At 60.6% G+C, this 26367-nt stretch carries 18 protein-coding genes, 1 tRNA gene and 1 pseudogene; 9 read left to right on the top strand and 11 right to left on the bottom strand.

Annotated features, from left to right (window positions below; translation table 11 throughout):
- Positions 1 to 15 precede the first annotated feature (15 nt).
- Positions 16 to 1017 carry an MBL fold metallo-hydrolase gene (locus AGR7B_RS02830; protein WP_162934026.1) on the bottom strand — a complete coding sequence of 334 codons (1002 nt, stop codon included), beginning with the start codon at positions 1015 to 1017 and terminating at the stop codon, positions 16 to 18.
- A gap of 209 nt (positions 1018 to 1226) precedes the next feature.
- Between AGR7B_RS02830 and AGR7B_RS02825 the strand changes: the two are divergent.
- Positions 1227 to 2624 (top strand): annotated as a pseudogene (locus AGR7B_RS02825) (MDR family MFS transporter).
- Here AGR7B_RS02825 and AGR7B_RS02820 read toward each other — a convergent pair.
- The 3 genes from AGR7B_RS02820 to AGR7B_RS02810 form a co-directional block, all read right to left on the bottom strand.
- Positions 2625 to 3365, bottom strand: coding sequence for an RlmE family RNA methyltransferase (locus tag AGR7B_RS02820; protein WP_078051233.1), 741 nt, complete (start codon positions 3363 to 3365; stop codon positions 2625 to 2627).
- Entirely contained in the window at positions 3362 to 4990 is a 1629-nt protein-coding gene (locus tag AGR7B_RS02815; RefSeq protein WP_162934025.1) for a Ppx/GppA phosphatase family protein, read from the bottom strand. Before AGR7B_RS02815 ends, AGR7B_RS02820 begins: the two co-directional genes overlap by 4 nt.
- A gap of 233 nt (positions 4991 to 5223) precedes the next feature.
- A tRNA-His gene (locus AGR7B_RS02810) sits at positions 5224 to 5300 on the bottom strand.
- A gap of 316 nt (positions 5301 to 5616) precedes the next feature.
- Here AGR7B_RS02810 and AGR7B_RS02805 point away from each other — a divergent pair.
- Positions 5617 to 9411 carry an ATP-binding protein gene (locus tag AGR7B_RS02805; protein WP_078051235.1) on the top strand — a complete coding sequence of 1265 codons (3795 nt, stop codon included), beginning with the start codon at positions 5617 to 5619 and terminating at the stop codon, positions 9409 to 9411.
- Positions 9412 to 9489: 78 nt separating this feature from the next.
- Entirely contained in the window at positions 9490 to 11154 is a 1665-nt protein-coding gene (locus AGR7B_RS02800) for an ABC transporter permease (RefSeq protein ID WP_162934024.1), read from the top strand.
- A gap of 310 nt (positions 11155 to 11464) precedes the next feature.
- Here AGR7B_RS02800 and AGR7B_RS02795 read toward each other — a convergent pair whose 3' ends face one another.
- The 5 genes from AGR7B_RS02795 to AGR7B_RS02775 form a co-directional block, all read right to left on the bottom strand.
- Positions 11465 to 12277, bottom strand: coding sequence for an ABC transporter permease (locus AGR7B_RS02795; RefSeq protein ID WP_065654420.1), 813 nt, complete (start codon positions 12275 to 12277; stop codon positions 11465 to 11467).
- A gap of 4 nt (positions 12278 to 12281) precedes the next feature.
- On the bottom strand, positions 12282 to 13190 hold the full coding sequence (locus tag AGR7B_RS02790; RefSeq protein ID WP_080817796.1) for an ABC transporter permease subunit: 909 nt from the start codon (positions 13188 to 13190) through the stop codon (positions 12282 to 12284).
- An 11-nt stretch (positions 13191 to 13201) separates the two neighbouring features.
- Positions 13202 to 14359, bottom strand: coding sequence for an ABC transporter ATP-binding protein (locus AGR7B_RS02785; RefSeq protein ID WP_080855971.1), 1158 nt, complete (start codon positions 14357 to 14359; stop codon positions 13202 to 13204).
- Positions 14360 to 14524: 165 nt separating this feature from the next.
- Positions 14525 to 15622, bottom strand: a complete 1098-nt coding sequence (locus tag AGR7B_RS02780; RefSeq protein ID WP_004432613.1) for a polyamine ABC transporter substrate-binding protein — start codon at positions 15620 to 15622, stop codon at positions 14525 to 14527.
- A gap of 152 nt (positions 15623 to 15774) precedes the next feature.
- A complete protein-coding gene (locus AGR7B_RS02775; protein WP_080855970.1) occupies positions 15775 to 17190 on the bottom strand; it encodes a helix-turn-helix domain-containing protein in 1416 nt (471 codons plus the stop codon).
- A 256-nt stretch (positions 17191 to 17446) separates the two neighbouring features.
- On the opposite strand from AGR7B_RS02775, the gene aceA reads away from it, so the two are divergent.
- Both aceA and AGR7B_RS02765 read left to right on the top strand, forming a co-directional pair.
- Complete coding sequence (aceA, locus tag AGR7B_RS02770) at positions 17447 to 18736, top strand: isocitrate lyase (protein WP_004432607.1); 1290 nt, start codon at positions 17447 to 17449, stop codon at positions 18734 to 18736.
- An 83-nt stretch (positions 18737 to 18819) separates the two neighbouring features.
- Positions 18820 to 19077 (top strand): SMc00767 family acetate metabolism repressor, encoded by a 258-nt coding sequence (locus tag AGR7B_RS02765; protein WP_003493954.1) that lies wholly within the window; start codon positions 18820 to 18822, stop codon positions 19075 to 19077.
- Between the two features lie 13 nt (positions 19078 to 19090).
- Here the strand turns inward: AGR7B_RS02765 and AGR7B_RS02760 are convergent, their stop codons facing one another.
- Positions 19091 to 19963, bottom strand: coding sequence for a LysR family transcriptional regulator (locus tag AGR7B_RS02760; RefSeq protein WP_080855969.1), 873 nt, complete (start codon positions 19961 to 19963; stop codon positions 19091 to 19093).
- Positions 19964 to 20048: 85 nt separating this feature from the next.
- Between AGR7B_RS02760 and AGR7B_RS02755 the strand changes: the two genes are divergently transcribed.
- Positions 20049 to 20396 carry a hypothetical protein gene (locus AGR7B_RS02755; RefSeq protein WP_080855968.1) on the top strand — a complete coding sequence of 116 codons (348 nt, stop codon included), beginning with the start codon at positions 20049 to 20051 and terminating at the stop codon, positions 20394 to 20396.
- 311 nt (positions 20397 to 20707) lie between these two features.
- Here the strand turns inward: AGR7B_RS02755 and AGR7B_RS02750 are convergent, their stop codons facing one another.
- Complete coding sequence (locus AGR7B_RS02750) at positions 20708 to 21892, bottom strand: BaiN/RdsA family NAD(P)/FAD-dependent oxidoreductase (RefSeq protein WP_080855967.1); 1185 nt, start codon at positions 21890 to 21892, stop codon at positions 20708 to 20710.
- A gap of 123 nt (positions 21893 to 22015) precedes the next feature.
- Between AGR7B_RS02750 and AGR7B_RS02745 the strand changes: the two genes are divergently transcribed.
- The 3 genes from AGR7B_RS02745 (at position 22016) to zwf (ending at position 26365) form a co-directional block, all read left to right on the top strand.
- Positions 22016 to 23452 carry a glutamine synthetase family protein gene (locus AGR7B_RS02745; protein WP_080855966.1) on the top strand — a complete coding sequence of 479 codons (1437 nt, stop codon included), beginning with the start codon at positions 22016 to 22018 and terminating at the stop codon, positions 23450 to 23452.
- A gap of 14 nt (positions 23453 to 23466) precedes the next feature.
- Entirely contained in the window at positions 23467 to 24753 is a 1287-nt protein-coding gene (locus tag AGR7B_RS02740; RefSeq protein ID WP_080855965.1) for an NAD(P)/FAD-dependent oxidoreductase, read from the top strand.
- 136 nt (positions 24754 to 24889) lie between these two features.
- On the top strand, positions 24890 to 26365 hold the full coding sequence (gene zwf / locus AGR7B_RS02735; RefSeq protein ID WP_004432590.1) for a glucose-6-phosphate dehydrogenase: 1476 nt from the start codon (positions 24890 to 24892) through the stop codon (positions 26363 to 26365).
- Positions 26366 to 26367: the final 2 nt, after the last annotated feature.

The following is a 26367-nucleotide window of genomic DNA, read 5'->3' as shown; positions in this document are numbered from 1 at the left end:
TTGCGCGAGATGCATTTAGATGTCGAACTGGTAGGATTTCGGCACGAAACGATAGCCGGTATCCAGCTTTTCCGCGTAACCGACCGCCGGGAAAGGCATGTGATACCCAAGGAAAGGCAAACGGTCGGTGGCGATCATGTCATAGACCTTCTTGCGGGTCGCGGCGGCTGCCGCCTTGTCCATGTCGAACTTCACCTCCCAGTCTGGCTTCTGCAGGGAAAGGACGAAATGGTTGGCCGTATCCGCCGTCAGGATGAGTTGTTTGCCTTCCGATTCGACACGGAAGATCATATGGCCCGGCGAATGACCGAAGGCCGCCACACCGGTAATCCCGGATACGACACTGGCGCCGTCGCCAATGAAGGTCGCCTTTTCCGCCAGCGGCTTGACGTTCGTGAGAACGCCCTTGTGACCGCCTTCCGCAGGCGTGCCGACACGTTTCTCATCCGTCCAGAAATCATATTCCGCCTGACCGAACACGTAGCGCGCCTTGGAAAAAGCCGGAGCACCCTTTTCCATCAGCCCACCGATATGATCGCCATGCATGTGGGTCAGCACCACGACGGTCACATCTTCCGGCGTATAACCGGCCGCCGCCATGCCCTCGATCAACCGGCCATTGCCCGCACCGCGCCCGGCTTCACCGAAACCGGTATCGAACAGCACGAGATCCGTGCCGGTATTGACGAGGACCGGCGAGAAGGAATTGACGAATTGCTCCTTCGGCAGAAAATTGTCTTCCAGCAATTTTCCGACCGTCTCCGCCGACTGATCGGTCCCGAAGGTCTCGCCGGGATTGGGAGCCGCGCGTGCGCCATCCTTCACCACCAGCACTTCGAAATTGCCGAGCTTGAAGCGGTTGGTTTCAGGCGGCATCGCGTGTTCTATCTCCATGGAGGTTTGCGGCTGGCTGGTCTGGGCCGTTGCCGTGCGCGCCATCAACAGCGGCGCACCGAGAACGCTTGCGCCCGCCGCGCCGATGAGGCCGCGTCTGCTCATGCTCAAGGATTGGGTCATCATTTTTCTCCCGATATCGCCAACTGGCCGTGATCGCCAACTGAACCATGCCAACGGACAATAGAGCGATAAAGTTGCAAGAAAACCGGCCTCACGCAGGTTTGATCGGAACTTGAGAAATTGATAATTAACGTGTTGGCAAGCCCGCTTATCAGGCGTAGGAGGAACGGCGATATCCTTTGTCGCAGCGGAAAGCCGCAGGCAGCCTCATGAACCGCATCATTCCCCTCATCCTGGCAGTCGCTCTCTTCATGGAGCAGATGGACTCCACCGTCATCGCCACCTCGCTGCCGGCAATTGCCGCCGACCTTCATGTCGGCCCGATCACGCTCAAGCTCGCATTGACGGCCTATATGGTGGCGCTGGCGATCTTCATTCCCATCAGCGGCTGGATGGCCGACAAATACGGCGCGAAGAAAATCTTTCGTTTCGCCATCGGCGTCTTCGTGGTGGGGTCGATCTGCTGCGCGGTGTCGTCCTCGGTGTTCGAATTCGTGCTCTCGCGCTTCTTGCAGGGCATGGGCGGGGCGATGATGACACCCGTTGGCCGCCTCGTGCTTTTGCGCACGACCAAGCGCAGCGAACTCGTCTCCGCCATGGCGCTGCTGACAATTCCGGGGCTGGTGGGACCGCTTACCGGCCCACCCATCGGCGGCTTCATCACCACCTATTTTTCATGGCACTGGATTTTTCTGATCAATGTGCCGATCGGCGTCATCGGCATTTGGCTCTCGACGATCTTCCTGCCGGAAATCGAAACCACCAACCCGCCGCCGATGGATGGCAAAGGCTTCGTGCTGTCAGGCATCGCCGCCTCCGGTGTGGTGTTCGGCCTCTCCGTCGTCAGCCTGCCGGCGCTGCCGCCGGCCATCGGCATCGCCTCGACGATCATCGGTTTCATCTGCGGTTTTCTTTATCTGCGCCACGCCGCGCGCCACCCCGCCCCCATTCTGGATTTCCGCATTTTCCAGAACGCGACCTTCCGGGCGGCGTCCGTCGGCGGCACCGTTTTCCGCATTTCCACGGGCGCCATACCCTTTCTGATGCCGCTGATGCTGCAGATCGGTTTCGGGCTTAATCCGTTCCAGTCGGGCATGATCACCTTTGCCGGCGCAATCGGCGCGATCACCACGAAATTCATGGCCAAGCGGGTGTTTGCGGCAACCGGATTCCGCTCGACACTGATCGGGGCCGGCATCGTCGGCGCCTGCACCACGCTCGCCAACAGCTTCTTCACCCCGGAAACGCCTTATCCGCTGATCATGATCTTCCTTGTGACAGCGGGATTTGCCCGGTCCTTCTTCTTCACCGGATCGAATGCGCTCAGCTATTCCGACATCGAGGACAGTCAGGCCAGCCAGGCGACTTAGATGGCGTCGGTGCTGCAGCAGATCAGCCTGGCGCTGGGTGTGGCTTTCGCCGCCTCCATTCTGGAAGTCAGCAGCATGATGTCCGGCACGCACCTGCAGCTCGCCGATTTCCACATCGCCTTCACCATCGTGGCGCTGGTATCGCTGTTCGCCATCGTGCCGATCATCCGCATGGACGGCAATGCCGGGGCGGCCGTCTCCGGCCACCGGGGCAAGGTCTCACAACCGGCGGAGTGATCAGTCTTCGGAAGCCTCTTCGGCTTCGGATGCGTCGGTCGGCTCGCCCTTGCGGCCCTTGAAGTGCTTGGCAAGCAGGAACATTTCCACAGATTCCGAGCGTGAGGACGCCGGCTTGATGTGCAGAACCTGCTTGAAGTTCTTCTTTAGCATATCCAGCAATGCCTTTTCCGTGCCGCCCTGAAAGGTCTTGGCAAGGAAGTGACCGCCTTCCGCCAGCACCTGAACGGCGAAATCGGCCGCGACTTCGCACAGATGCATGGTGCGGATATGGTCGGTCTTCTGGTGACCGGTGGTGGGCGCGGCCATGTCCGACAGCACCAGATCGGGCGTGCCGCCAACGGCCTCCATCAGCTTTTCCGGCGCGCTCGGATCGAGGAAGTCGAGCTGGAGGATTTTCACACCGGGAATGGGATCGATTTCGAGAAAATCGATGGCCGCGACGCGAATATCGTCCTCGGTGGAATCCGTCACCTTCGAAGCGATCTGCGACCAGCTTCCAGGTGCCGCCCCAAGGTCGATGATGCGGCGCGCGCCTTTGAGGATCTGGTGCTTGTCGTTGATTTCCAGGAGCTTGAAGGCCGCCCGGGCGCGATAGCCTTCGAGCCTGGCGCGCTGCACATAGGGGTCGTTGATATGACGTTCCAGCCAGCGGCGCGACGAGGCCTTGAGCTTGGTCTTCTTGACCTTCTGGCCGATCTTGCGGCCGGTGCGGTTGTTGCTTGTCGGCGCCTTGCTCATGTCAAACCTTCCGTCCTGTCCTGCCGTGTCATCTGCATGCGCCTAATGCGGTTGCGCCGCCATGCGCCGTCATCCGCCATCATATCCGTCAAAAGGCCTTCGCGCAGGCCGCGATCCGCCACGCGCATACGGCGTGCCGGCCAGCGGCGGCGAATGGCCTCGAGAATGGCGCAGCCGGCCAGAACCAGATCGGCCCTGTCAGGCCCGATGCAGGCATTGGCGGCGCGGCCGGCGAAATCCCATGCCAGCAACTTGTCCTGCATCGCCGTAACCTCGGCATCGGAAAGCCAGAGGCCATCCACCTTGCGGCGATCGTATCGTGGCAGATCGAGATGGACGCCGGCAAGCGTCGTGACCGTGCCCGAAGTTCCGATAAGATGAAAATCCTCGTGATGGGTTTGCGGCGCGAGAGGCGGGCAATGGAAGGCATCGAGCAACCCTTCGACTTCCCGCACCATCGCGGCGAAGACGTCCGGCGTCACATCGCGCCCGCCATGGCGTTCCGAGAGCGTGACGACACCGACCGGCAACGAGGTCCAGTGGGTGATGTGATTGGCGAGCCGGTTCGAGCGATTTTCCCCGACCTTGATGACGGCGATTTCCGACGATCCGCCACCGATATCGAACAGCACGACCGAACGCGCCTCGCGCCCAACGAGAGAGGCGCAGCCAGACACCGCAAGGCGGGCTTCCGTCTCGCGGCTGATGATTTCGAGCTTCAGGCCCGTTTCCCGCGTGACACGCGCCAGAAATTCCTCGCCATTCGACGCAGCGCGGCAGGCCTCGGTGGCGATGAGCCGCATGCGCCTGATCGGGCGACCGGAGAGTTTCGCGGAGCAGACTTTCAGAGCCTCGACAGCTCGATCCATGGCGTCGTCGGACAGCCGGCCGCTCGACACCAGCCCCTCGCCCAGCCGGACGATGCGCGAAAAGGCATCGACGACCCGAAACTGACCGGGCCGCGTCGGCTGCGCGATCAGAAGCCGGCAATTATTGGTGCCGAGATCGAGCGCGGCATACATATCCGCCGGCGGCTCCTGGCCATGTTCATGCTGGCGGCCTGCGTGGCGAGCGGATATTTCGGATTGCCGGTGCGGTTCCTGCCCGGCCCCATTGGCGCGACCATTCTGCTTGCCGACGTGTTTCGGCGCATGGGTGGGAACCAGCGGACGGCCCTGTGGATCGCGGCTGCGCGGATCGCGGTGACCACGCTTGCGGTGGCGCGACTTTCGCCCTGCGCCTGGCGGCACGGCGGATGGATTGGCAGCATCTGTTGCGGCTGGAGCCTGCGCCGGCACGGTGGAAGCTGAGGCAGCCTGCTGAGAAGCACCCTTGCCGCGAGAGCGCCTGCGGCGCTTTCTCTTGCGCGGCTCGGCATCCGGCTCAAGAGCCGATGCATAGGAGGAACCGGCCGGAACATCCGCGGCAACATCATGCGACAGCACAGCAGCGTCACGGGGCTGACCGTCACGCTTGTGTTTCTTGCCACGACGGGATCGCTTCGCTTTCCCTTTGTTCGCCACCGACGCCCCTTGTTCCGACGGCTTTGGGCCGTTTCCGGGGTCGATCACTGTCTTGTCCATTTCGCCGCGCACAAGCGTAGACGCTATGCTGCTGGCTTTCATAAGGTTTCGTTGGGCGGACAATACCAGCGCAAGCGATTTTAGCCAAATGGTTTTTGCCGGGCGGCGTGTGGCAAAGGCTCACACGTCACCAAGGTTGCGTGGGAACCACCACGGACATGGCAATAATTTTGCGGATTTTCGGAAATCGGGAGGGACCTGCGCGGATCGGGCTGGTAAAGTATTCCCCTCTCCCGGAAAGTCCTTGTGACGCATAACTTACTGGGAGAGGGGAATGGTACGGTTGAGTGGGGTCGAACCACCGACCTCAGGTGCCACAAACCTGCGCTCTAACCAACTGAGCTACAACCGCACATGAAACGCCGAAGCGGCGTCACGGGGGGTGACATAAAAGGTGTTTTCCCCATTTGCAAGTGCCTCTTCGAATTTTGCGAAAAAAGGCTGAGAAAGGCAAGTGCTTTTCAAGGGGCCGGGCTGACATAAAGAGGCCGCAGCGGCCTGTTGATGTTAACTCTATTTGGCGATTCATCCGGCGGATGGTGGACCAGACCGCGCTGTGAAGTTATTTAAAATTCTGTTAACGTGATGCCTCGGCGGGTTTACGTTTAGAGCTTCATGAGGAAGCCGAAAAGCCCGCAAGGTCCGGTAGTGCCAGAATAGGTTTCGACATGCCCGCCGTCCAGTATCCCTTTATCGATATCGCAGTGCATGAACGGGTGCGTGAAGGTTTCGGGCGTGGCGAGGCCATGGCGTTGTTCTCGCTCGACCTTAAAAACGCCCTTTGGGCCAATGGCCGGGGTGCGGCGCTGTTCGGCACGCCGATGGTTTATGATTTTCTGGAACAGGGCCCGAAACCGCAGGACGTGACCTTCCGGCAACTGGCAGCCACGGCGGCGCGGCTTTCCAAAGCAGGCGACAGCCTGCCGTTTACCATTCGCATTACGTCGGGTTTCCGCAGCCTTGCCGTTACGGCGCGCGCGGAAATCATCGAGGCCGAACCCGGCCAGCCCGCCATCCTGTTTTCCGCCCTCACCGACCAAGTCGCACCCGACACGGCGGAATGCGCCAGACGCATGATCGAAGGTTTCGACGACCCCGATATCCATATGGCGGTTCTGAACGGCGAGAACGAGATTGTCGCCGCCTCGCCCGGCTTTTCGTCGCTGGGCATCACGCCGCACACGGCGCGGACACTGGTGAAAATGGCAGCCGGACAGTCCGGCCATCTCGTCAAGCGGCCGGTGCCGACCGGCAAGGGCTATCTGCCCGCCGCCACCGGCCAGATTGCGGCATCGCCCGAACTGAACCTGATGTTCGTGGTCGAAACCGCGCTGGGCACACTCGATCCCGTCAATGGTTTCGCAGAAGACAGGCCGCAGGAAACGCCAGCCGCCGCCGAGCCCGCCCTGCCGGTTGCGGAGGTCGCGCCTGTTGCCGCTGCAACCTCCTTCGATTCCGTGCTCGATGCCGTCGCTGGCATCGAGGATGTGGAAGAGGTTCAGGAACTGCCGGCCGATCCCGAAGAGGAAGAGGCAGCGCAGCAGGATGAGAACAGCCTTTCGTCATTGCCGGAAAACGGAGCGGTGGCCCCGGCGGCGATTTCCGCGCAGGACGCCGACGCCGCGGCACATGTGGCGATGACCGACGACATCGCCGATCTTTTCGAACTCGATGAGGATGAAGCAGAAGCTCCCTTAACCGAGCGGGCAATCGCCGATGCCCCTGCCGAAGAGACCCGGGTCGAAGAAAACGCAGTCGCGGACGATGAAATCGTCGAAACAGTGCCGTCAGACGCTGCTCCTGCCGCGGATGGGGAGATAACGGCGGAGGCGGAGACCGAGGAGACGGACATCGGCGCTGGTGCAGAAGCACAGCCTTTTGTTTTCAATGCCGGTGCGCGCGCTTCCCGTTTCGTCTGGAAAATCGATGCGGAAGGACGCTTCAGTTCGATCTCGCATGAATTTGCGGAGGCTGTGGGCGCCAAGGCGGCTGCCGTGGAAGGCATGGGCTTTGCCGATGTCGCGGCCCTGTTCAATCTCGATCCCGACGGCAAGATCCGCGAGCTTCTCGGCCGTCGCGACACATGGTCGGGCAAGACGATCTACTGGCCGGTGGAAGGCACATCGCTAATGGTGCCGATCGATCTCGCCGCCCTGCCCACCTATACGCGCTCACGCGAATTCGACGGTTTCCGCGGTTTCGGCATCGTGCGGCTTGCCGATGCCGCCGAAGACCCGCATGCCACCGGCCTCACCTTCCTCAACGGCGAAGAGGCCGATGCGGAAGCACTGCCGCAGCCCGCTATTGAGGATGAAAGCCACGAATTGCTGGCCTTTATCGATGAGGATGACGAGGCAGGTGAAGATTCCGATTCCATCGCTGAGGATGCGATCCGGGTAACCGAGGCCGATGCGGCGGATGCGGCGGATGATGCATCGGACGTGGTTTCGGCCGAAGAACAGCACCATGATTATACCCCGCCGGAATTCGAAGCGCCGCTTGCAGCACCCGCGCTGGAGCCGGACTATTCCGACAAGGTCGTCCATCTGGAGGAGCGCCGCTCGCGCTCCCGCGAGGGGCTGACCGCAGGCGAGCAGGCCGCCTTCCGCGAAATCGGCCGGGCGCTTGCGTCGGCGGATGCTGCTTCCGAAGAAGACCGGGAAACGGATGCGGAAGCCATTTCCGCTGAGCCGACCATGCAGGATATCCAGCGGGATATCGATGCGGATGCTTCGGAAAGCGCGGCCTCCGAAACGGAAAATGACGACAGGGAAACCGAACCGGCGGAAGAAGACGATCTTTTCGCCGATTACGTTCGTGGCGAGCAGCCTGCGGCCATTCGCGCACCGGCGGATGAAAGCGGTTCCGACGAAAAGGAAGAGCCTGCGGCTGACGAGCGGCCGGCTGCCGATATTGCCGCCGCCATGGTCAGCCCGTCCGTTCGCCCCGCAAATGCCTTGACGGCCGAGACGCTGGACCAGATGCCCGTGGCGCTTCTGGTGCATGCCGGCGACAGGCTGATCCACGCCAACCCGGATTTCCTGCGCTTGACGGGCTATGGCTCTCTCGCCGAGCTCGAAGAGGTGGGCGGTCTGGAAGCGCTGCTGCAGCGGCAGGAGCTGGAGGAGATGCCGGACAACGAAGGCGGCATGGTGGTCGTCAGCTCTGACAACGACATCATTCCCGTCAAGGCGCGGTTGCAGTCCATTCGCTGGGAAGAAACCAAGGCGCTGATGCTGTCGCTGGTGCCGCTTGAGGAAAAGCAGGCGCCGGTTGCGGCCGCCAACGAAAATATTGCTGCCGGCGATGCCGAAAATGCGGAAGCAGGCAGCCTCTCCCTGTTGCAGGGCGAAGTGGAGGAACTGCATTCCATTCTGGAAACGGCCACCGACGGCGTGGTGCTTCTGGGAGACGAAGGCGAAATCCGCTCGCTCAACCGTTCCGCCAGCGCACTGTTCAACTATGACAATGGTGAAATCGCCGGCAAACCTTTCGTCACCCTCTTTGCCCATGAGAGCCAGCGCGCCGTGCTGGATTATCTCTCCGGTCTCGCCAATAACGGTGTCGCCAGCGTGCTGAATGACGGCCGCGAAGTGATCGGCCGCGAAGCATCCGGCGGCTTCCTGCCGCTGTTCATGACCATCGGCCGGCTGAAATCTTCGCATGGCTATTGCGCGGTTATCCGCGACATCACCCAGTGGAAGCGCACCGAAGAAGAACTGCGCAACGCCAAGCGGGCGGCGGAAACCGCCAATGCCCACAAGACCGACTTCCTGGCGCGCGTCAGCCATGAAATCCGCACGCCGCTCAATGCCATCATCGGCTTTGCCGACATGATGGCGACCGAACGTTTCGGGCCGATCGGCCATCCGCGTTATGTGGAATATGCCAATGATATCGGCCGTTCCGGCCGGCATGTGCTCGACATCGTCAATGATCTGCTCGATATTTCCAAGATCGAGGCCGGGCAGATGGATGTGGATTTCGTCGCCGTGCCGCTCAACGAAACGGTCGCCGAGGCGGTCTCGCTGGTGCAGCCGCAGGCCAACAACCAGCGCGTCATCATCCGCACCGCACTTGCGCAATCCGTGCCGCAGATCGTCGCGGACCTGCGCTCGATCAAGCAGATCGTGCTGAACATCCTGTCGAACGCGATCCGCTTCACGCCGTCCGGCGGCCAGATCGTGGTATCCACCGCCTATGAGGCCAATGGCAGCGTGTCGCTGCGCATTCGCGACACCGGCATCGGCATGACACGGGCGGAACTGGAACAGGCCATGAAGCCGTTCCGGCAGGTGGCCTCCTCCGGCAAGCGCGTGCGCGGCGACGGCACCGGGCTCGGCCTGCCGCTGACCAAGGCGATGGTAGATGCCAACCGGGCGAATTTCTCCATCACCTCCACGCCGAATGAAGGCACGCTGGTGGAAATCACCTTTCCCTCGCAGCGGGTTCTTGCCAACTGAGGCCATGCGGGCGTAGCAATGCGGAGGCCGCCGGCACGATGGTCGCCGGTTGAGGCCTTTGCACGACAGTAGACTGGCATGTCCATGACGGTTTCCCTTCCGGCAACAAGACGCTTCTCGGTGTTGCCCATCACGGCGGTCATCGTCGCGGCCATTGCCGCCATGCCCATTCTGGCAATTTTCTGGCTGGCGCTGACCGGCAGCACGGAAGGATGGCAGCATCTTCTCGCCAATGTCCTGCCGCGCGCCGGGTTTCGCACCTTCCTGCTCCTGGGGATGACGGCCGCGACGACGGCTTTCTTCGGCATCGTCTGCGCCTGGCTTGTCACCACATTCGAATTTCCGCTGAGGCGGTTATTGTCCGCGACGCTCGTGCTGCCGCTCGCCATCCCCTCCTATCTCGCCGCCTATGCGTTCGGCGAGTTTCTCGACTTTACCGGCCCGGTGCAAAGCGCGTTGCGCGCCGCTTTCGGTTATCACAGCATCCGCGATTACTGGTTTCCAGACATACGCTCGCTCGGCGGTGCGGTGATCGTTCTCAGTTCGGTCCTCTATCCTTACGTTTATCTCTCGGCCCGCGCCGCCTTTTCCATGCAGGGACGGTTTGCGGCCGAAGCGGCCCGCACGCTCGGCGCAAAACCGCTGAACGTGTTTTTCTCCGTGCAATTGCCGATGGCCCGGCCGGCCATCGCCATCGGGCTTTCTCTGGTCCTGATGGAAACGCTGAACGATATCGGCGCGGTTGAATATCTCGGCGTCCAGACGCTGACCTTCACCATCTACGAAACCTGGCTCAATCGCGGCAATCTCGCCAATGCGACGCAGATCGCCGCCGTCATCCTCGTCATCGTCGGTGCGCTGATCGTCATCGAACGCAATGCCCGTGAAAAACAGCGCTTCGGCGCGCCGAAAGCGACAAGCATGGCGCAGCGTCACCGGCTGAAGGCGCTCACCGGCTGGCGGCGGTGGGGTGCAAGCCTTTTCTGTTTCGTTCCCGTGGCGAGCGGCTTTTTCATTCCCGTCATCGTGCTGGGCGGTTACGCCGCGAGGAGGCTCGATGCGCTGTTTGCGCCGAAGCTTCTGAAAGCACTCGGACACAGTCTCGAAGTCTCGCTTTCCGCCGCCTTCGTGACGCTGATTGCCGCTTTCGTGTTTTCCTATGCCATCCGCACCGAGCGCTCGCGCACCTCGAAGGTGGCCGCCCGCTTCGGCTCCATGGGATATGGCGTGCCGGGAACCGTGCTCGCCATCGGGGTGCTCATTCCGCTGGCCAGTCTCGACAATGGCGTCGATGGCTTCATCCGCGCACATTTCGGCTTTTCCACCGGGCTGCTGCTCTCCGGCACCGCCTTCGCCATCATTTACGCCCATGCCGTGCGCTTCATGACCATGGCGGAAGGCACGCTCGATGCTGGTTTCCAGAAGCTTTCGCCGCATATCGACATGGCCTCGCGGACGCTTGGGCGCAACCGGGCGCAGACGCTGTTCAAGGTGCTGTTGCCGAACATGCGGCCCGCGGCGCTGACGGCTTTTCTTCTCGTCCTGATCGAATCCATGAAGGAATTGCCGGCCACCATCCTGCTTCGGCCTTTCGGTTTCAACACGCTGGCCACGCTGGTTTATGAGGATGCATCGCGCTCAAGGGTGCAGGATGCGGCCGTGCCGGCGATCATCATCATCATTGCCGGGCTTATTCCCGTGCTGCTCGTCTCGAAATCGATGGATCATCCAGAAAACCGCTGAGTGGCACGGGCCTTTGCGGCAAAAAGAAAGGCGGCCTTACGGCCGCCTGGATAAGTTGTGCTTTTCAACGAGAGAAAGGGGGACAATCTCGCCAGATGGAAATTATCAGTCCCGGCTATCAAAAATTTGACGGCCCTGCGTTGGGTTTACTTTCCGCCAACTCCTATTAACAAGCGGTTAAAACCAAAATCGATCAATTACCGACGAAAATTCCTATTCTGAGACCGTAAAGCGCCGAAACTAAATTAACAGTTTCTACTTTTCTCGCGATTTCAACAGTAACGCGTAAAAATCAACGCGGGATATTCGATCAGTTCCGTGCCGCCGCATGTTCGTCCCGCATCCGCTGCAATTCGGTGCGTTTGGAAGCGATGGAGGCGACGATCACGCCGATGGTGACAAGCCCGATCAGGATCGTGCAGATGGCGTTGATTTCCGGCGTCACACCAAGGCGAACCTGCGAATAGATCTTGATCGGCAGCGTGGTTGCACCGGGGCCGGTGGCGAAGCTGGCGATCACCAGATCGTCCAGCGAAAGGGTGAAGGCCAGCATCCAGCCGGCAATGACCGCGGGGAAGATGAGCGGCAGGGTGATGCGAAAGAAGGTTTTGACCGGCGGGCAGCCGAGATCGAGCGCGGCTTCCTCGAGACTGCGATCGAAGGTCAGGAGCCGCGACTGCACGACGATCGCCACGTAACACATGGTGAAAGTCGTATGGGCGATGACCACCGTCCAGAAACCGCGATCTACCCCGACGGCCACGAAGAGCAGCAGCAGCGACAGGCCGGTAATCACTTCCGGCATGACGAGCGGCGCATAGATCATGCCGGAAAACAGCACCCGGCCCGGAAACCGCGCGAACCGCGTCAGCGACAGCGCCGCCAGCGTTCCGAGGATGGTGCCGATGGTGGCGCTGAGGATACCGACACGCAACGTTACCCAGGCCGCATCCATCAGCCCTTCGTTCGACCACATGGAGCGGTACCATTGCAGCGAGAAACCGCCCCAGACGGTGACGAGCTTCGAGGCGTTGAAGGAATAAACGATCAGGATGATGATCGGGATATAAAGAAAGGCAAAACCGAGGGTGAGGACGGTGATGTCGAATTTTCCGCGCTTCATCGTCTCACCCCACCTTCTTCTGCTGGTTCTGGAAGATGGCGATGGGTACCACCAGCAACAGCAGCAGCAACACGGCGACGGCGGATGCCAGGGGCCAGTCGCGGTTGCCGAAGAATTCCGTCCACAGCGTCTTGCCGATCATCAGCGTCTGGGCGCCGCCCAAGAGATCGGGGATGACGAATTCCCCTGTTATCGGAATGAAGCAGATCATCGAGCCGGCCACGACGCCCGGCAGCGACAGCGGGAAGGTGATCTTCCAGAAGGCTTTCCATGGCGGGCAACCGAGATCGGCCGCCGCTTCCAGCAGCGTATTGTCGAGCTTTTCCAGCGCCGAATAAAGCGGCAGCACCATGAAGGGCAGATAGGAATAAACGATGCCGATGAAGATTGCCGTCTCGGTGCGGAAGATATTGACCTGCTGGTCCGGCCCGAGCAATCCGAGCCACTGGAACAGCACCGTCAGCAGGCCTTCCGGCTTGAGAATACCGATCCAGGCGTAAACGCGGATCAGGAACGAAGTCCAGAACGGCAGGATCACCAGCATCACCAGTGTCGGGCGAATGGAAGAGGGCGCGCGCGCCATGGCGAGCGCCATGGGATAACCGATCAGCAAAAGCAGAAAGGTGGAGATGAAGGCGATGCGCAGCGATGATAGATAGGCGTCGATGTAAAGCGGGTCTTCCGTCAGGAAGAGGTAGTTTTCAAAATCCAGTTCGGAGAAGAAGGCGCCGAGTTTCGAAAACCCTTCGAAGACCGGCGTATAGGGCGGCATGGAGATCGCCGTATCCGACAGCGAGATTTTGAAGATGATGAAAAACGGTGCTGCGAAGAATAGCAGCAGCCAGAAATAGGGAACCGCGACGACCAGCCAGCGCCAGGGGCTTTGCCGGTTTTCGGGAGTGGTGATCGCCATGAAAGCCTCCCTCAGCGTGTCAGGACAAGACCTGAATCCGGTTTCCAGTTCAGCCACACCATATCGCCGAAGGTGATCGGGCGGTCGACGAGACGCGAGACATTCGCCTGCGCGGCGCGAATGACGCGGCCATCGGCAAGCTTGACGATGAAGACGGAGAAGTCGCCGAGATAGCCGATATCCCAGACCTCGCCATAGGCGGAATTGATGCTGCTATCGGCGGGCTGATCGAGCGAGATGCGGACCTTTTCCGGGCGGATTGCGAAAGCCACCTGGCTGCCGGTTGCAGCGGCGCATTCCTGCTCCACCGCCACCCTTAGCCCTTCGCAATCCAGCGTCACCAGACCCGGTTTGCCGATATCGGAAGCATTGGCGACGACATTGGCGTCGAAAATATTGATATCCCCGATGAAATCCGCCACGTAGCGGCTGTTCGGCGCTTCGTAAATCTCGGCCGGCGTCGCCACCTGCACGACATTGCCCTTGTCCATCACCGCAATCCGGTCCGACACCGTCATCGCCTCTTCCTGATCGTGGGTGACGATGAGGAAGGTGAGACCGAGATTGGTCTGGATGTCCATCAGTTCGAATTGCGTTTCCTCACGCAGCTTCTTGTCGAGCGCGCCGAGCGGCTCATCGAGAAGAAGCACCTTCGGCCGCTTGGCAAGCGACCGGGCGAGCGCCACGCGCTGCCGCTGGCCGCCGGAAAGCTGGCTGGGCTTGCGTTTGGCGAACTCACTGAGTTTGACCAGCCGCAGCATTTCCTCGACGCGCGAGGCGATTTCCGCTTTTGGCAGGCCGTCCTGTTCGAGACCGAAGGCGATGTTCTTTTCCACCGACATATGCGGGAAAAGCGCGTAGGACTGGAACATCATGTTGGTGGGCCGCTTATAGGGCGGCACGCCGGAAATATCCTTGCCCTGCAGCAGGATGCGGCCTTCGGTCGGTTCCTCGAAACCGGCCAGCATGCGCATCAGCGTGGTCTTGCCGCAGCCGGAGGGACCGAGCAGCGAGAAGAATTCGCGTTCATAGATATCGAGCGTCAGATTGTTGACGGCGACGAAATCGCCAAAACGTTTGGTGACGTTTTCAAAGCGGATGAAGGGCACCGCATCGGGATTGTCCCAAGGGCTAAATTTGCGTTTGACCGGCCCCAGAGTTTTCGCCATTCACCCTACCCTCAAATCCCGTTGGTCGTGTAGATTTGAGCATCGGATTTTCCGACTTTCGGTCCGATGCTTTGAGGCGGGCAGCGCCGGCAGGTAACGGAACCTGCCGGCAAAGGATCAGAGAAACAGGCCCGCCGGCCGTTCCTCAACCAGCGGGCGGAAGTGTCAGCTGCCGGTCTTTATCTGCGTCCAGACGCGGTTCAGGACGCGCTGTTCCTTCGGCCCGTAGGGCGAGATGGTGAAGAGCTTCTTCAGCGTCTCGGCATCGGGATAAACCGCCGGGTTCTTGGCGACGGACTCATCCATCAGCGCCTGCGAGGCGAGGTTGCCATTGGCATACTGAACATAGTTGGAGGCCTTGGCGATGACTTCCGGCCGCATCAGATAGTTGATGAAGGCGTGGGCTTCCTCGACATTCTTGGCATCCGCCGGGATGGCAAGGTTGTCGAACCACATATAGGTGCCTTCCTTCGGAATGACGTAGTTCACCTCGACGCCGTTCTTGGCTTCCTCGGCGCGGCTTTTCGCCTGCAGGATATCGCCGGACCAGCCGATGGTGATGCAGCTGTCCCCGTTCGCCAGCTCATCGATGTAGGCGGAGGAGTTGAAGGTCTTCACATAGGGGCGGATCTTCATATAGACGTCGCCGCCCGCCTCGAGGTCGGCGGTTTCCTTGCTATCCGGATTCTTGCCGAGATAGTTCATGGCGATGGCGAAGGTCTCGTCCGACGCATCGAGAATATTGATGCCGCAGGATTTCAGCTTTTCGGCATTTTCCGGCTTGAAGAGAATATCCCAGCTATCGACCGGAACATCGCCAAGCGCCGCCTTCACCTTGGCGACATTATAGCCGATGCCGGTGGTGCCCCACATGTAGTTCACGGCATATTCGTTGCCGGGATCGTATTTGGCCAGACGCTCGGAAACCTCGGGCCACATGTTCTTCAGATTCGGCAACTTGGACTTGTCGAGTTTCTGGAACACGCCGGCATTGATCTGGCGGGCGAGGAAGGGCCCGGTCGGCACCACGACATCATAACCGGAGCTGCCGGCCAGAAGCTTGGTTTCCACAAGCTCGTTGCTGTCGAAAACGTCATAGACGACCTTGATGCCGGTTTCCTTGGTGAAATCGGCAAGGATCGATTCGTCGATATAATCCGACCAGTTATAGACGTGGACGACCTTCTCCTGGGCCATTGCCGAGCCTGCTGCAACGAGCGCGGTGGTGAGAGCCAAGGTCAGGCGGAGAGAACGGTTTTTCATGATGTCTCCTGTTAACGCATCCTCACGATGGGAGCGTGATCCCCTTTTTTGGGAGAGACTAGAAAGGAAAACAAAAGGGAGCAAGCGGGAAATGTGCAGCACAGCATTTTCAACCAAATGTGTTCCGGCCACAAAAAAGCGAATGGAAACACCTACTGGAAGTCGAAAACACTGAGACCGGTAACCATTTCATCGAGCCCGAGCGGCCGCGTCAGCGGCGCTTCCGCCCGCGACAGACAGCCCTGCCTTTCGCATAGCCGGCACGAAGGGCCGACGGCGACGGGCGCAGCACCCGAAGCGGCGGGGCCATAGACGGTCTCTCCGGCCTGGGCGAGATCGCAGCCGAGAAGCACGGCCGTTCGCCGCACCCTTTCGCCGAAACCCGCCTGCGGACCTTCCAGCGTACGCGACACCGTGAGGAACGCGTCGCCATCCGGCATCTCCACCGCCTCCACCAGCACCTGTCCCGGCTGGGCGAAAGCGGCATGGATGTTGAGACGCGGACAGAGGCCGCCAAAACGCGCCCTTGGAAAACCGCCGGCCCCTGCAAGGCGGAAACGGTTGCCGGCATTGTCGATCTCCATCAGGAAAAACGGGATCGCCGCGGCTGACGGCCGTTGCAGGCTGACAAGACGGTTGGCTGCCTGTTCGAAAGAAACGTTGAAGCGCGACCGCAAAACCTCGAGATCGTATTTCGCCCGCTGGGCGGCGCTGAGGAATGCGCCATAGGGCATCATCAACGCATGGGCGGCGTAACGCGCCAGTTCGAAGCGGGCGATGCGCCTTGCCTCCTCCCCTTTCAGGCCGAGCCCATCGAGCTCCACGCCGATTTCTTCGCGAAGCGCCAGAAGACAGGTCTCCATCGCCATTTCCCTCAGCTGGTCCGGTTGCGACAGGCGTTCGGATAAAAACAGCCGCATGGAATGCCGGTCGTAACGCCGCCTGAGGTTCGGCATGGCATGAACCGGCAGGGTGCGGACCACGATGCCGTGGTTTTTCTGAAGCCATGCACGAAGGCCGGAGGCCAGATCGTCGCCCGCCGACAGGTGTTTGTGAAGTTCTTCCGCCGCCACATCGATGGCATGGAAATAGGCCGGCCGGTTTTCAAAGACGTGGCGCACCTCGTCAATCGGCAGACGGGTGGAGGAGAGCGCCGTCTCATGCCCTTCCCGCGCCAGAAGATCGGAGAGGTCGGAAAGGCGCTGCGCCTGCTCCCTATAGGCCCGGTAAAGCTTTAGGACACCGCTTGCCGCATTGGGCGCGGCATCGGCAACCTCGATCAGTTCCTGCGGCGACGGCACTTCACCGGCCAGCAATGGATCGGCGAAGACCTCACGCAGCTGCCCGGCGGAACCGGCGCTTTCACCCTGCAGGTCATCCAGATCGACCTTGTAGACGGAGGCCAGCTTCAAAAGCAGCTGCACCGTCAGCGGCCGCTGGTTGCGCTCGATGAGATTGAGATAGGACGGCGAAATCGCCAGCGCCTCGGCCATGGCCGTCTGCGTCAGCGCCAGACCATTGCGAATGCGACGCACGCGCGGGCCTGCAAAAATCTTGTTTTCCGACACCGCCTCACCTCCCCGTCCCTGCGAACTCATACAAACCTGTTACAAACTCTGCGGGCCAAAGCCTTTTACAAAACTTACAATTTTACAGTCATCGCCTGTCACGCACACTACAGCATAACCTCTTTCAAGTCACTGTTTTTATGTTTGTTCTGGCGCTCAAATCTCGAAAAATGTAAATGTAGTCACATCAAACGGCGCCATATGATGTTGAAGACGGCCCGTTACGGAAACCGCATTTATCATGGGAGAGAGAAGTATGACGGATTTTTACAAGCTTGTTCCGGGCGCACCGCAGGGACGTTTCGACGGCATCGAGCGCACCTACACTGCCGCCGACGTGGAGCGGCTGCGCGGCTCCGTCGACATCCGCCATTCGCTGGCCGAGATGGGCGCGAACCGGCTATGGAAGTTGATCAACGAGGAGAATTTCGTCAATGCGCTTGGCGCGCTTTCCGGCAACCAGGCCATGCAGATGGTTCGCGCCGGGCTGAAGGCGATCTATCTCTCGGGCTGGCAGGTTGCTGCGGATGCCAATACGGCGTCGGCCATGTATCCGGACCAGTCGCTTTACCCTGCCAATGCCGCACCGGAGCTTGCAAAGCGTATCAACCGCACCCTGCAGCGCGCCGACCAGATCGAGACGGCGGAAGGCAAGGGCTTGTCGGTCGACACCTGGTTCGCACCGATCGTTGCCGATGCGGAGGCCGGTTTCGGCGGGCCGCTCAATGCCTTCGAAATCATGAAGGCCTTTATCGAAGCAGGTGCTGCGGGTGTTCACTATGAAGACCAACTGGCATCGGAAAAGAAATGCGGCCATCTCGGCGGCAAGGTTCTGATCCCGACGGCGGCGCATATCCGCAACCTGACGGCGGCGCGGCTTGCGGCCGATGTCATGGGTGTGCCGACTCTGGTTATCGCCCGCACGGATGCGGAGGCCGCCAAGCTCCTGACCTCCGATATCGATGAGCGCGACCGTCCCTTCGTGGATTACGATGCCGGCCGCACCGTCGAGGGCTTCTATCAGGTCAAGAACGGTCTTGAGCCCTGCATTGCCCGCGCCGTTGCCTATGCGCCCTATTGCGACCTGATCTGGTGCGAAACCTCCAAGCCGGATCTAGAACAGGCGCGCAGGTTTGCGGAAGGCGTGCACAAGGTGCATCCGGGCAAGAAGCTCGCCTACAATTGCTCGCCGTCGTTCAACTGGAAAAAGAACCTCGACGACGCGACGATTGCCAAGTTCCAGCGCGAGCTGGGCGCGATGGGCTACAAGTTCCAGTTCATCACGCTTGCCGGTTTCCACCAGCTGAATTTCGGCATGTTCGAACTGGCACGCGGCTACAAGGATCGGCAGATGGCGGCCTATTCCGAGCTTCAGGAAGCGGAATTCGCAGCCGAGGCCAATGGTTACACCGCCACCAAGCACCAGCGCGAAGTCGGCACCGGCTATTTCGACGCCGTGTCTCTGGCGATCTCTGGCGGCACGTCGTCCACGACAGCCATGAAGGAATCCACCGAGCACGACCAGTTCCGCCCGGCGGCCGAATAAAATCGAGAAACTGCCCTTCCCGGTGACGGGAAGGGCTTGCAAACCGGATCAAGAACCCCAACCAATAATGAGAGGAGAAATGCATGAATGCCCATAACCCCATCAAGACCCACGTCAAGGAACGCGCCGAGGAGCAGTCCTCCGCCATGACGCAGGATCAGCAGGCCGCCATCCGCATGCTGGCCAATGATCTGCACCGCCTCAACCAGGCCGTCATGAAAGCCGTCGAGGCCGGCGTTTCCGTCGAGCTGGTCCGCTCGGCCCGCCACCATGGCGGCGGCGGCAACTGGGGCGATCTGCTTATCCCCGTCATCGTCGCACAGGGAAGTGCCGCCGCCTGAAACGGCCTTCTTTCTATGCCGGGCGGCTCTTGCGCCCGGCATAGAGATCGGAATGGCTCTTGATCAGACGGGTCATCCGATCCGCCACCGTCCTGATATCGCGGCGGTGGCGATCGTCATTGTTCATCACGATCCATTGATTGTGGCGAAGGCTCTCCAGCTCTTCGCCTTCCCGAGCGAGCCGCGCATCGGCATCGCCCACGAAACAGGGAAGCACCGCGACCCCCGCCCCGGCCAGCACCAGATCGAGAAGCGCCGTCGGACGGTTCACCGTTACCACGATCCCGTTGTTACGATTTTCATGGGGCCAGCGCAGATAGGTTGAAATGGCGTTTTCCTCCGCCACCGCCAGCCAGCGGTCGGCGACGGAAACGGCTGCGTTGCGCAGCCTGTAGGGCGCATAGGCCACCTCCCCCGTCCGGATGGCGGCAAGGTTCTTTTCCTGCGGTTCGAAAGCGCGAATGCCGATATCGTTTTCGCGATGGGCCAGAGACGCCCTCTGTTCGGCAATGAAAAGGTCGATGCGGAAATCGTCGCGGTCGGTGCAGATGGCGGAAAAATTCCCGGTCAGCAGCCAGGCGTTCCAGGTGCCGACGGCAATGCGCACGACGGACGAGGCCGACGACGCCTTCTGCCATCCCTCGATGTCCCTCGCCGCATTCTCCATCGCCTGAAGCCGGTCGAACAGCGTGCGGCCGTCTGCCGTCAGGGCGTATCCCGTCTGGCTGCGCTGGAACAGCGCCTTGCCGATACGCCCCTCCAGCTCTACCATGCGTCGTCCCACCGTCGCGGGGCTCAAGCCCGTCACCGCCGCAGCACCCGTCAGGCCCCCGCTGCGTGACACATCGAGGAAAAGCTGATAGGAATCCCAGGTGACGTTTTTCATGGGTGAAAAACGTAGCGCATTTTCTTGCGCAGATAAATCAAAAAACGGCGTGCATCATGGCCCTCCGCATTAGAAGGAGAGCGACATGCACGCGATTTTTGCAGCACGGGCCATCATCGAAAACCAGCAGCCGCGCACACGGCGCGAAGCCATTTTGCAGGAAGAGAAATTTTATGCCGATATGGCGCAGGCATCTCGGCCGTGGCGGCTTTTCAGCGCGCTTATAAGCCGGATGAAGGCGAAGAGCCGCGGATCAGTGAAAGAGAGCGACCAGGGCTGCCAGAGCACCGGCGGCGATGAGGCTCAGGCGAAAGGCCAGCTGACGGCTCTCGTTGTCAGTGCGGGCGATGGCAATGGCGCGAGGGCGGCGATGTGCAGATCTGTTCATGCGCGGGTTCCTGACGAAAAACTCAATCGACCCATGCCCTGTTAAGGCCTCCAGCATGACATCATGTGCAGCGGGAGCGCAATGCGATCCGGCTTTGCTGGCATTTGGTCAGGATGACTCCACGCCCATTAACAGGTTGTTAAAAAGGGCGAAGAGGGACAATAAACTCAGCCAGCAAGTTTGGCGAGCAGGCTCATCATACTCCGTCACCCCGGACTAGATCCGGGGTCCAGCCGACGCACGTCTGTGCGGCGAGAGTAGTCTTTTCAGCCCAAAGACTTGGGCTGACTGGATACCGGCTCAAGGCCGGTATGACGGAGGAGAAAGTTGCGAACTTACTCCATGGCCAGAGACAGTCACGCGAATTCGCCTGCCGCCTGCCCAGACGCCCAGGCCCACTGGAAATTATAGCCGCCCAGCCAGCCGGTCACATCCACGCATTCGCCGATGAAATAGAGGTTGGCCAGGGATTTCGCCGCCATGCTGCGAGAATCGAGGCCCGTCGTATCAACACCGCCAAGCGTGACCTCCGCCGTGCGATAGCCTTCGGAGCCGGCGGGCTTGATCTGCCAGTCCTGCACCTCATTCGCTAACGTCGTCAGAGCCTTGTCGGACATATCGGCAAGATTGCCGGTGAGGCCTGATTTTTCGACCACATGTTGGGCCAGCCGTTTCGGCAGGATTTCCGCAAGAGCCGTTTGGGCCGACTGTCGGCCGTTCTTCTGCTTCGCTTCCTTTAGCAAGGCGACTATATCGCGCGCCGGTTCCAGCTTGAGGCAGATCGTATCGCCTTCACGCCAGTAGGAGGAGATTTGCAGGATCGAGGGTCCGCTCAAACCGCGATGGGTGAAGAGCAGCGCTTCCTCAAACGAGGTCTTGCCGTGGAAAACTTCTGCCGGGACCGCGACACCGGCAAGCGGGCTCAGCCTTTCAAGCGCTGCGGGATCGAGCGTCAGCGGCACCAGGCCCGGACGGGTCTCGATGAGCTTGAGGCCGAATTGTTCGGCGATCTGATAGGCAAAACCGGTCGCGCCCATTTTCGGGATCGACTTGCCGCCCGTCGCCACAATGAGGCTTTCCGCTTCGATGACGCCGGCGGATGTCGTGACGCGAAAACGCCCGCCATCATGGGTGACGGCCGAGACGGCAGTTTCGAGCCGCAGCTTTGCATTCACCGCCTGCATTTCGCCGAGCAGCATACGGATAATGTCCTTGGCGCTGTTATCGCAAAAGAGCTGGCCGAGCGTTTTTTCATGCCAGGCGATGCGGTGTTTTTCGACAAGGGCAATGAAATCGCGCGGTGTGTAACGGGCGAGCGCGGATTTGGCGAAATGCGGGTTGGCGGAGAGATAATTCTTCGGCCCGGCATGGATATTGGTGAAGTTGCAGCGGCCGCCGCCAGAGATGCGGATCTTTTCGCCCGGCGCCTTCGCATGGTCGAGAATGACGACGGAGCGGCCGCGCTGGCCGGCGCGGATGGCGCACATCATGCCGGCGGCGCCCGCCCCCAAAATCAGCACGTCACATTTCTCTGTCATCATTCCATCCGATCCGTTTCCTTTCCTCTTTTCGAAGTGCCGCCGCTTGTCAATGGCGCTTTCCCCCTCGCCAATTGCCAAACTACGGTTATGATGGCGCCAGTCGAAACACAGACCCGGTGATACATGCCCGCCAAGAAAACCATGCTCCGCCCGAAGAAACAGGCAACCATGGCAAAGACACCTCCCCTCGACCTTTCCTCCCCCCGTGGCGTTTCCTCCTGGCGCGAAGCCGCACAATGGCTGCGGGCGCGCGGGATCGAAGACATAGAATGCATCACGCCCGACCTTGCCGGCGTTCCGCGCGGCAAGATGATGCCGACGGCGAAATTCACGGGCGATACCTCGCTTGCCCTGCCCTCCGCGCTCTACCGCCATACGATCTCCGGCGAATATCCCGATGAGACCGCGAATTTCCGTTACGAGCCGCGCGACAGCGACCTGAAGCTGGTGCCCGATCTTTCCACCCTTTCCGTCGTGCCGTGGGAAACGGACCCGACCGCGCAGGTGATCTGCGACGTGGTGGATGCCGAGGGCAATTTCGTGCCCTACACGCCGCGCAATGTGCTGAAGAATGTGCTTTCGCTCTATTCCGAAAAGGGCTGGAAGCCGGTCGTGGCGCCGGAGATCGAATTTTACCTCGTCGCCATGAATGACGACCCTGACTATCCGCTGCATCCGCCGAAGGGCCGGTCCGGCCGCTCCATCGTCGGCGGGCAGAGCTATTCCATCGCCGGCATCAACGAATTCGACGAGTTGATCGACGACATCTACCATTTCTCCGAAAAACAGGGCCTCGAGATCGATACGCTGATCCACGAGGAAGGCCCGGCGCAGCTGGAAATCAACCTGCGCCATGGCGACCCGATTGAGCTTGCCGACCAGGTGTTCCTGTTCAAGCGCACCATCCGTGAGGCGGCGCTGAAGCACGGCATCTACGCCACCTTCATGGCCAAGCCCATGCAGGGCCAGCCGGGTTCGGCCATGCATATCCACCAGTCGGTGGTGGAAATCGACAGCGGCCGCAATATCTTCTCCAATGCCGATGGCAGCCCTTCGAAAGAATTCTTCTCCTTCGTGGGCGGCATGCAGCGTTATGTTCCGAACGCTCTCGTCATGCTGGCACCCTATGTGAATTCCTATCGCCGCCTGACGCCCGACATGGCCTGCCCGGTCAACAATGCCTGGGGTTACGACAACCGCACGACCGCCTTCCGCGTGCCGATTTCCGGTCCGCAGGCGCGGCGTGTCGAAAACCGCCTGCCGAGTTCGGACGCCAACCCCTATCTCGCGCTTGCCGCCTCGCTCGGCTGCGGCTGGCTTGGCATCGTCAACAATATCGAGCCGACCGAACCCACCGCCGATACGGCCAATGAAGGCTCCATCGAACTGCCGCGTGGTCTCCTGGAGGCCGTGGCGCTGCTGGAAGGCGAAGAGCAGTTCGACCGGGTATTCGGCCATGAATTCGTGGGCCTTTATGCCGGTTTAAAACGCGGGGAATTCGAGACCTTCATGCAGGTCATCAGCCCCTGGGAGCGGGAATTCCTGCTTCTCAACGTGTGAGGGGTTCTTAAAGCATGACATGGCAGAGCCCGATTGCGCCGGGACTATCCTGGTATCAGGCAACCGTCGGAGAGCGGCCGGACTATCCGGCTCTCGACGGGTCGAAGCAGGTTGATGTCGCGATCATCGGCGGTGGTTATACCGGCCTTCAGGCCGCGTGTAATCTCGCCGAAAATGGCGTCTCGGTCGCCCTCATCGAGGCGCATCGCTTCGGCGATGGCGCTTCCGGCCGCAATGGCGGGCAATTCGGCACCGGCCAGCGTTCCTTCCCCGACGAGATGGAAGGCGAGATCGGCTTCGAGCAATCCAAGCTGCTGTTCGACATCGCCGAGGACGCCAAAAACTACCTGCGCGGCTTCGCCGTCAGCCGCGGCATCGACATGGAATATCTTCCCGGGCAGCTCTATGTGGCGCACAAGGCCGCCTACGAGGACGATTATCGCCGAAGTGTCGATGCGATGAACAACCGTTATGGCTATCCGCATATTTCCTATATGGAACGCGCAGAAGCACGCAAACGCGTCGGCTCCACCCATTATTTCGGCGGCACGCGCGATACCGGCACCGGCCATATCCACCCGTTGAAGCTGCTGGTCGGGCTGGCGAAGGCGGCGAAAGCGGCGGGCGCCGGCATTTATGAAATGACGCCGGCGAAATCCATCCGCCAGGCGGGCGGCAAGACCATCATCGACACGCCTTTCGGTACGATCACCGCGCCGCGGGTGCTGATCGCCACCAATGCCTATATCGGCAATCTGGAACCGGTGACGGCCGCCCATATCATGCCGATCCGCTCCTTCATCGGCGCCACCGTGCCGCTGGATGCGTTTCCCGACATCATTCCCGACCGGGAGGCCGTGGCGGATTCGCGGTTCGTGGTGCGCTATTTCCGCAAGACGGCCGATAATCGGCTGCTGTTCGGCGGGCGGGAAGCCTATACGGCCGATGCGCCGCGCGATATTTCCAGCCACATCCGCCGGCAGATCGCGGAAATCTATCCTGCGCTGAAAGATATAGAGATTACCCATTCCTGGGGCGGCTCCGTCGGCATTACCCTGCCGCGCAAAGTCTTCGTGCGCGACGTCATGCCCGGCGTCACGTCCATCGGCGGTTATTCCGGCCATGGGGTGATGCTGTCGAATTATTGCGGCAAGCTCTATGCCGATCTCGTTCTCGGCAAAAAGGACATGCTGGCACCCTTCGCGCAGCTGAAGGTGCCCTCTTTCCCCGGCGGGGCGTCGCTGCGTGCGCCGCTGCTTTTCCTCGCGCTCTCGTGGTACGCGTTGCGAGACAGGTTTTAGGCCAATGTTTACAGACTGTTGCCGGCGGCGGACGAGTTGGCGGAAGCAAAATTCATAATTTCACATAACTGAGTCTGGCATTTTTAAATCGATTAGATTATTGATGCCCCAACCTTTGAAGATCGAGAGAATCGATATGAGCAGTCAGATCATTCCTGTTGAACCTTTTGATTGTGTCGTTTTCGGCGGCACGGGCGATCTTGCCGAGCGCAAGCTTCTGCCGGCCCTTTATCACCGGCAGGTCGAAGGCCAGTTCACGGAGCCGACCCGCATCATCGGCGCGTCGCGTTCGGTCATGACCCACGAGGAATATCGCAAATTCGCGCAGGACGCGCTGAAGGAGCACCTGAAGGCCGGCGAATATGACGACGCGCAGGTCGCCATCTTCCTGAACAGGCTTTTCTACGTGCCAGTCGATGCCAAGGGAAATAATGGCTGGGACGTGCTGAAGAAGCTGCTGGACGAGGGCAAGGAGCGCGTGCGCGCCTTCTATCTGGCCGTCGCGCCCGGCATTTTCGGCGATATTGCCGACAAGATCCGCGAGCACAAGCTCATCACCCGCTCGACCCGCATCGTCGTTGAAAAGCCTATCGGCCGCGATCTGGCTTCCGCACAGGAACTGAACGACACCATCGGCCACGTCTTCAAGGAAGAGCAGATCTTCCGTATCGACCACTATCTCGGCAAGGAGACGGTGCAGAACCTGATGGCGCTGCGTTTCGCCAATGCGCTTTATGAGCCGCTGTGGAATTCCGCCCATATCGACCATGTGCAGATCACCGTTGCCGAAGCGGTCGGCCTTGAAGGCCGCGCGGGTTATTATGACAAGGCCGGTGCGCTGCGCGACATGGTGCAGAACCATATCCTGCAGCTGCTTTGCCTTGTCGCCATGGAACCGCCGGCATCGATGAATGCCGAAGCCGTGCGTGACGAAAAGCTCAAGGTTCTGCGCTCGCTGAAGCCAATCGACACCAGCAACGTCGAAAAGCAGACGGTTCGCGGCCAGTACCGTGCCGGCGCTTCCGCCGGTGGCCCGGTCAAGGGCTATCTGGAAGAGCTGGAAGGCGGCGTTTCCAACACCGAAACCTTCGTCGCCATCAAGGCTGAAATCGCCAACTGGCGCTGGGCCGGCGTTCCCTTCTACATCCGCACGGGCAAACGCCTTGCGACCCGCGTTTCGGAAATCGTCGTCACCTTCAAGCAGATCCCGCATTCGATCTTCGACGATGCGGCCGGCAAGATCGAGGCCAACAAGCTGGTCATTCGCCTGCAGCCGGACGAAGGCGTCAAGCAGTCTCTGCTCATCAAGGACCCCGGCCCGGGCGGCATGCGCCTGCGTCAGGTCTCGCTGGACATGAGCTTTGCCGAAGCCTTCAACGTGCGCAGCCCCGATGCCTATGAGCGTCTGTTGATGGATACGATCCGCTCCAACCAGACGCTGTTCATGCGCCGCGACGAAGTGGAAGCGGCGTGGGATTGGGTCGATCCCATTCTCAAGAGCTGGGAAGATCTGGGACAGGGCGTGCAGGGTTATACCGCCGGCACCTGGGGGCCGAGCGGTTCCATCGCGCTGATCGAGCGCGACGGCCGCACCTGGCACGATGCCGATTGAGG

It is taken from the genome of Agrobacterium deltaense RV3, assembly GCF_900013505.1.
Lineage (GTDB): Bacteria > Pseudomonadota > Alphaproteobacteria > Rhizobiales > Rhizobiaceae > Agrobacterium > Agrobacterium leguminum.
The sequence above is the reverse complement of the archived record's forward strand: the minus strand, read 5'-3'. Positions and strand labels throughout refer to the sequence as shown.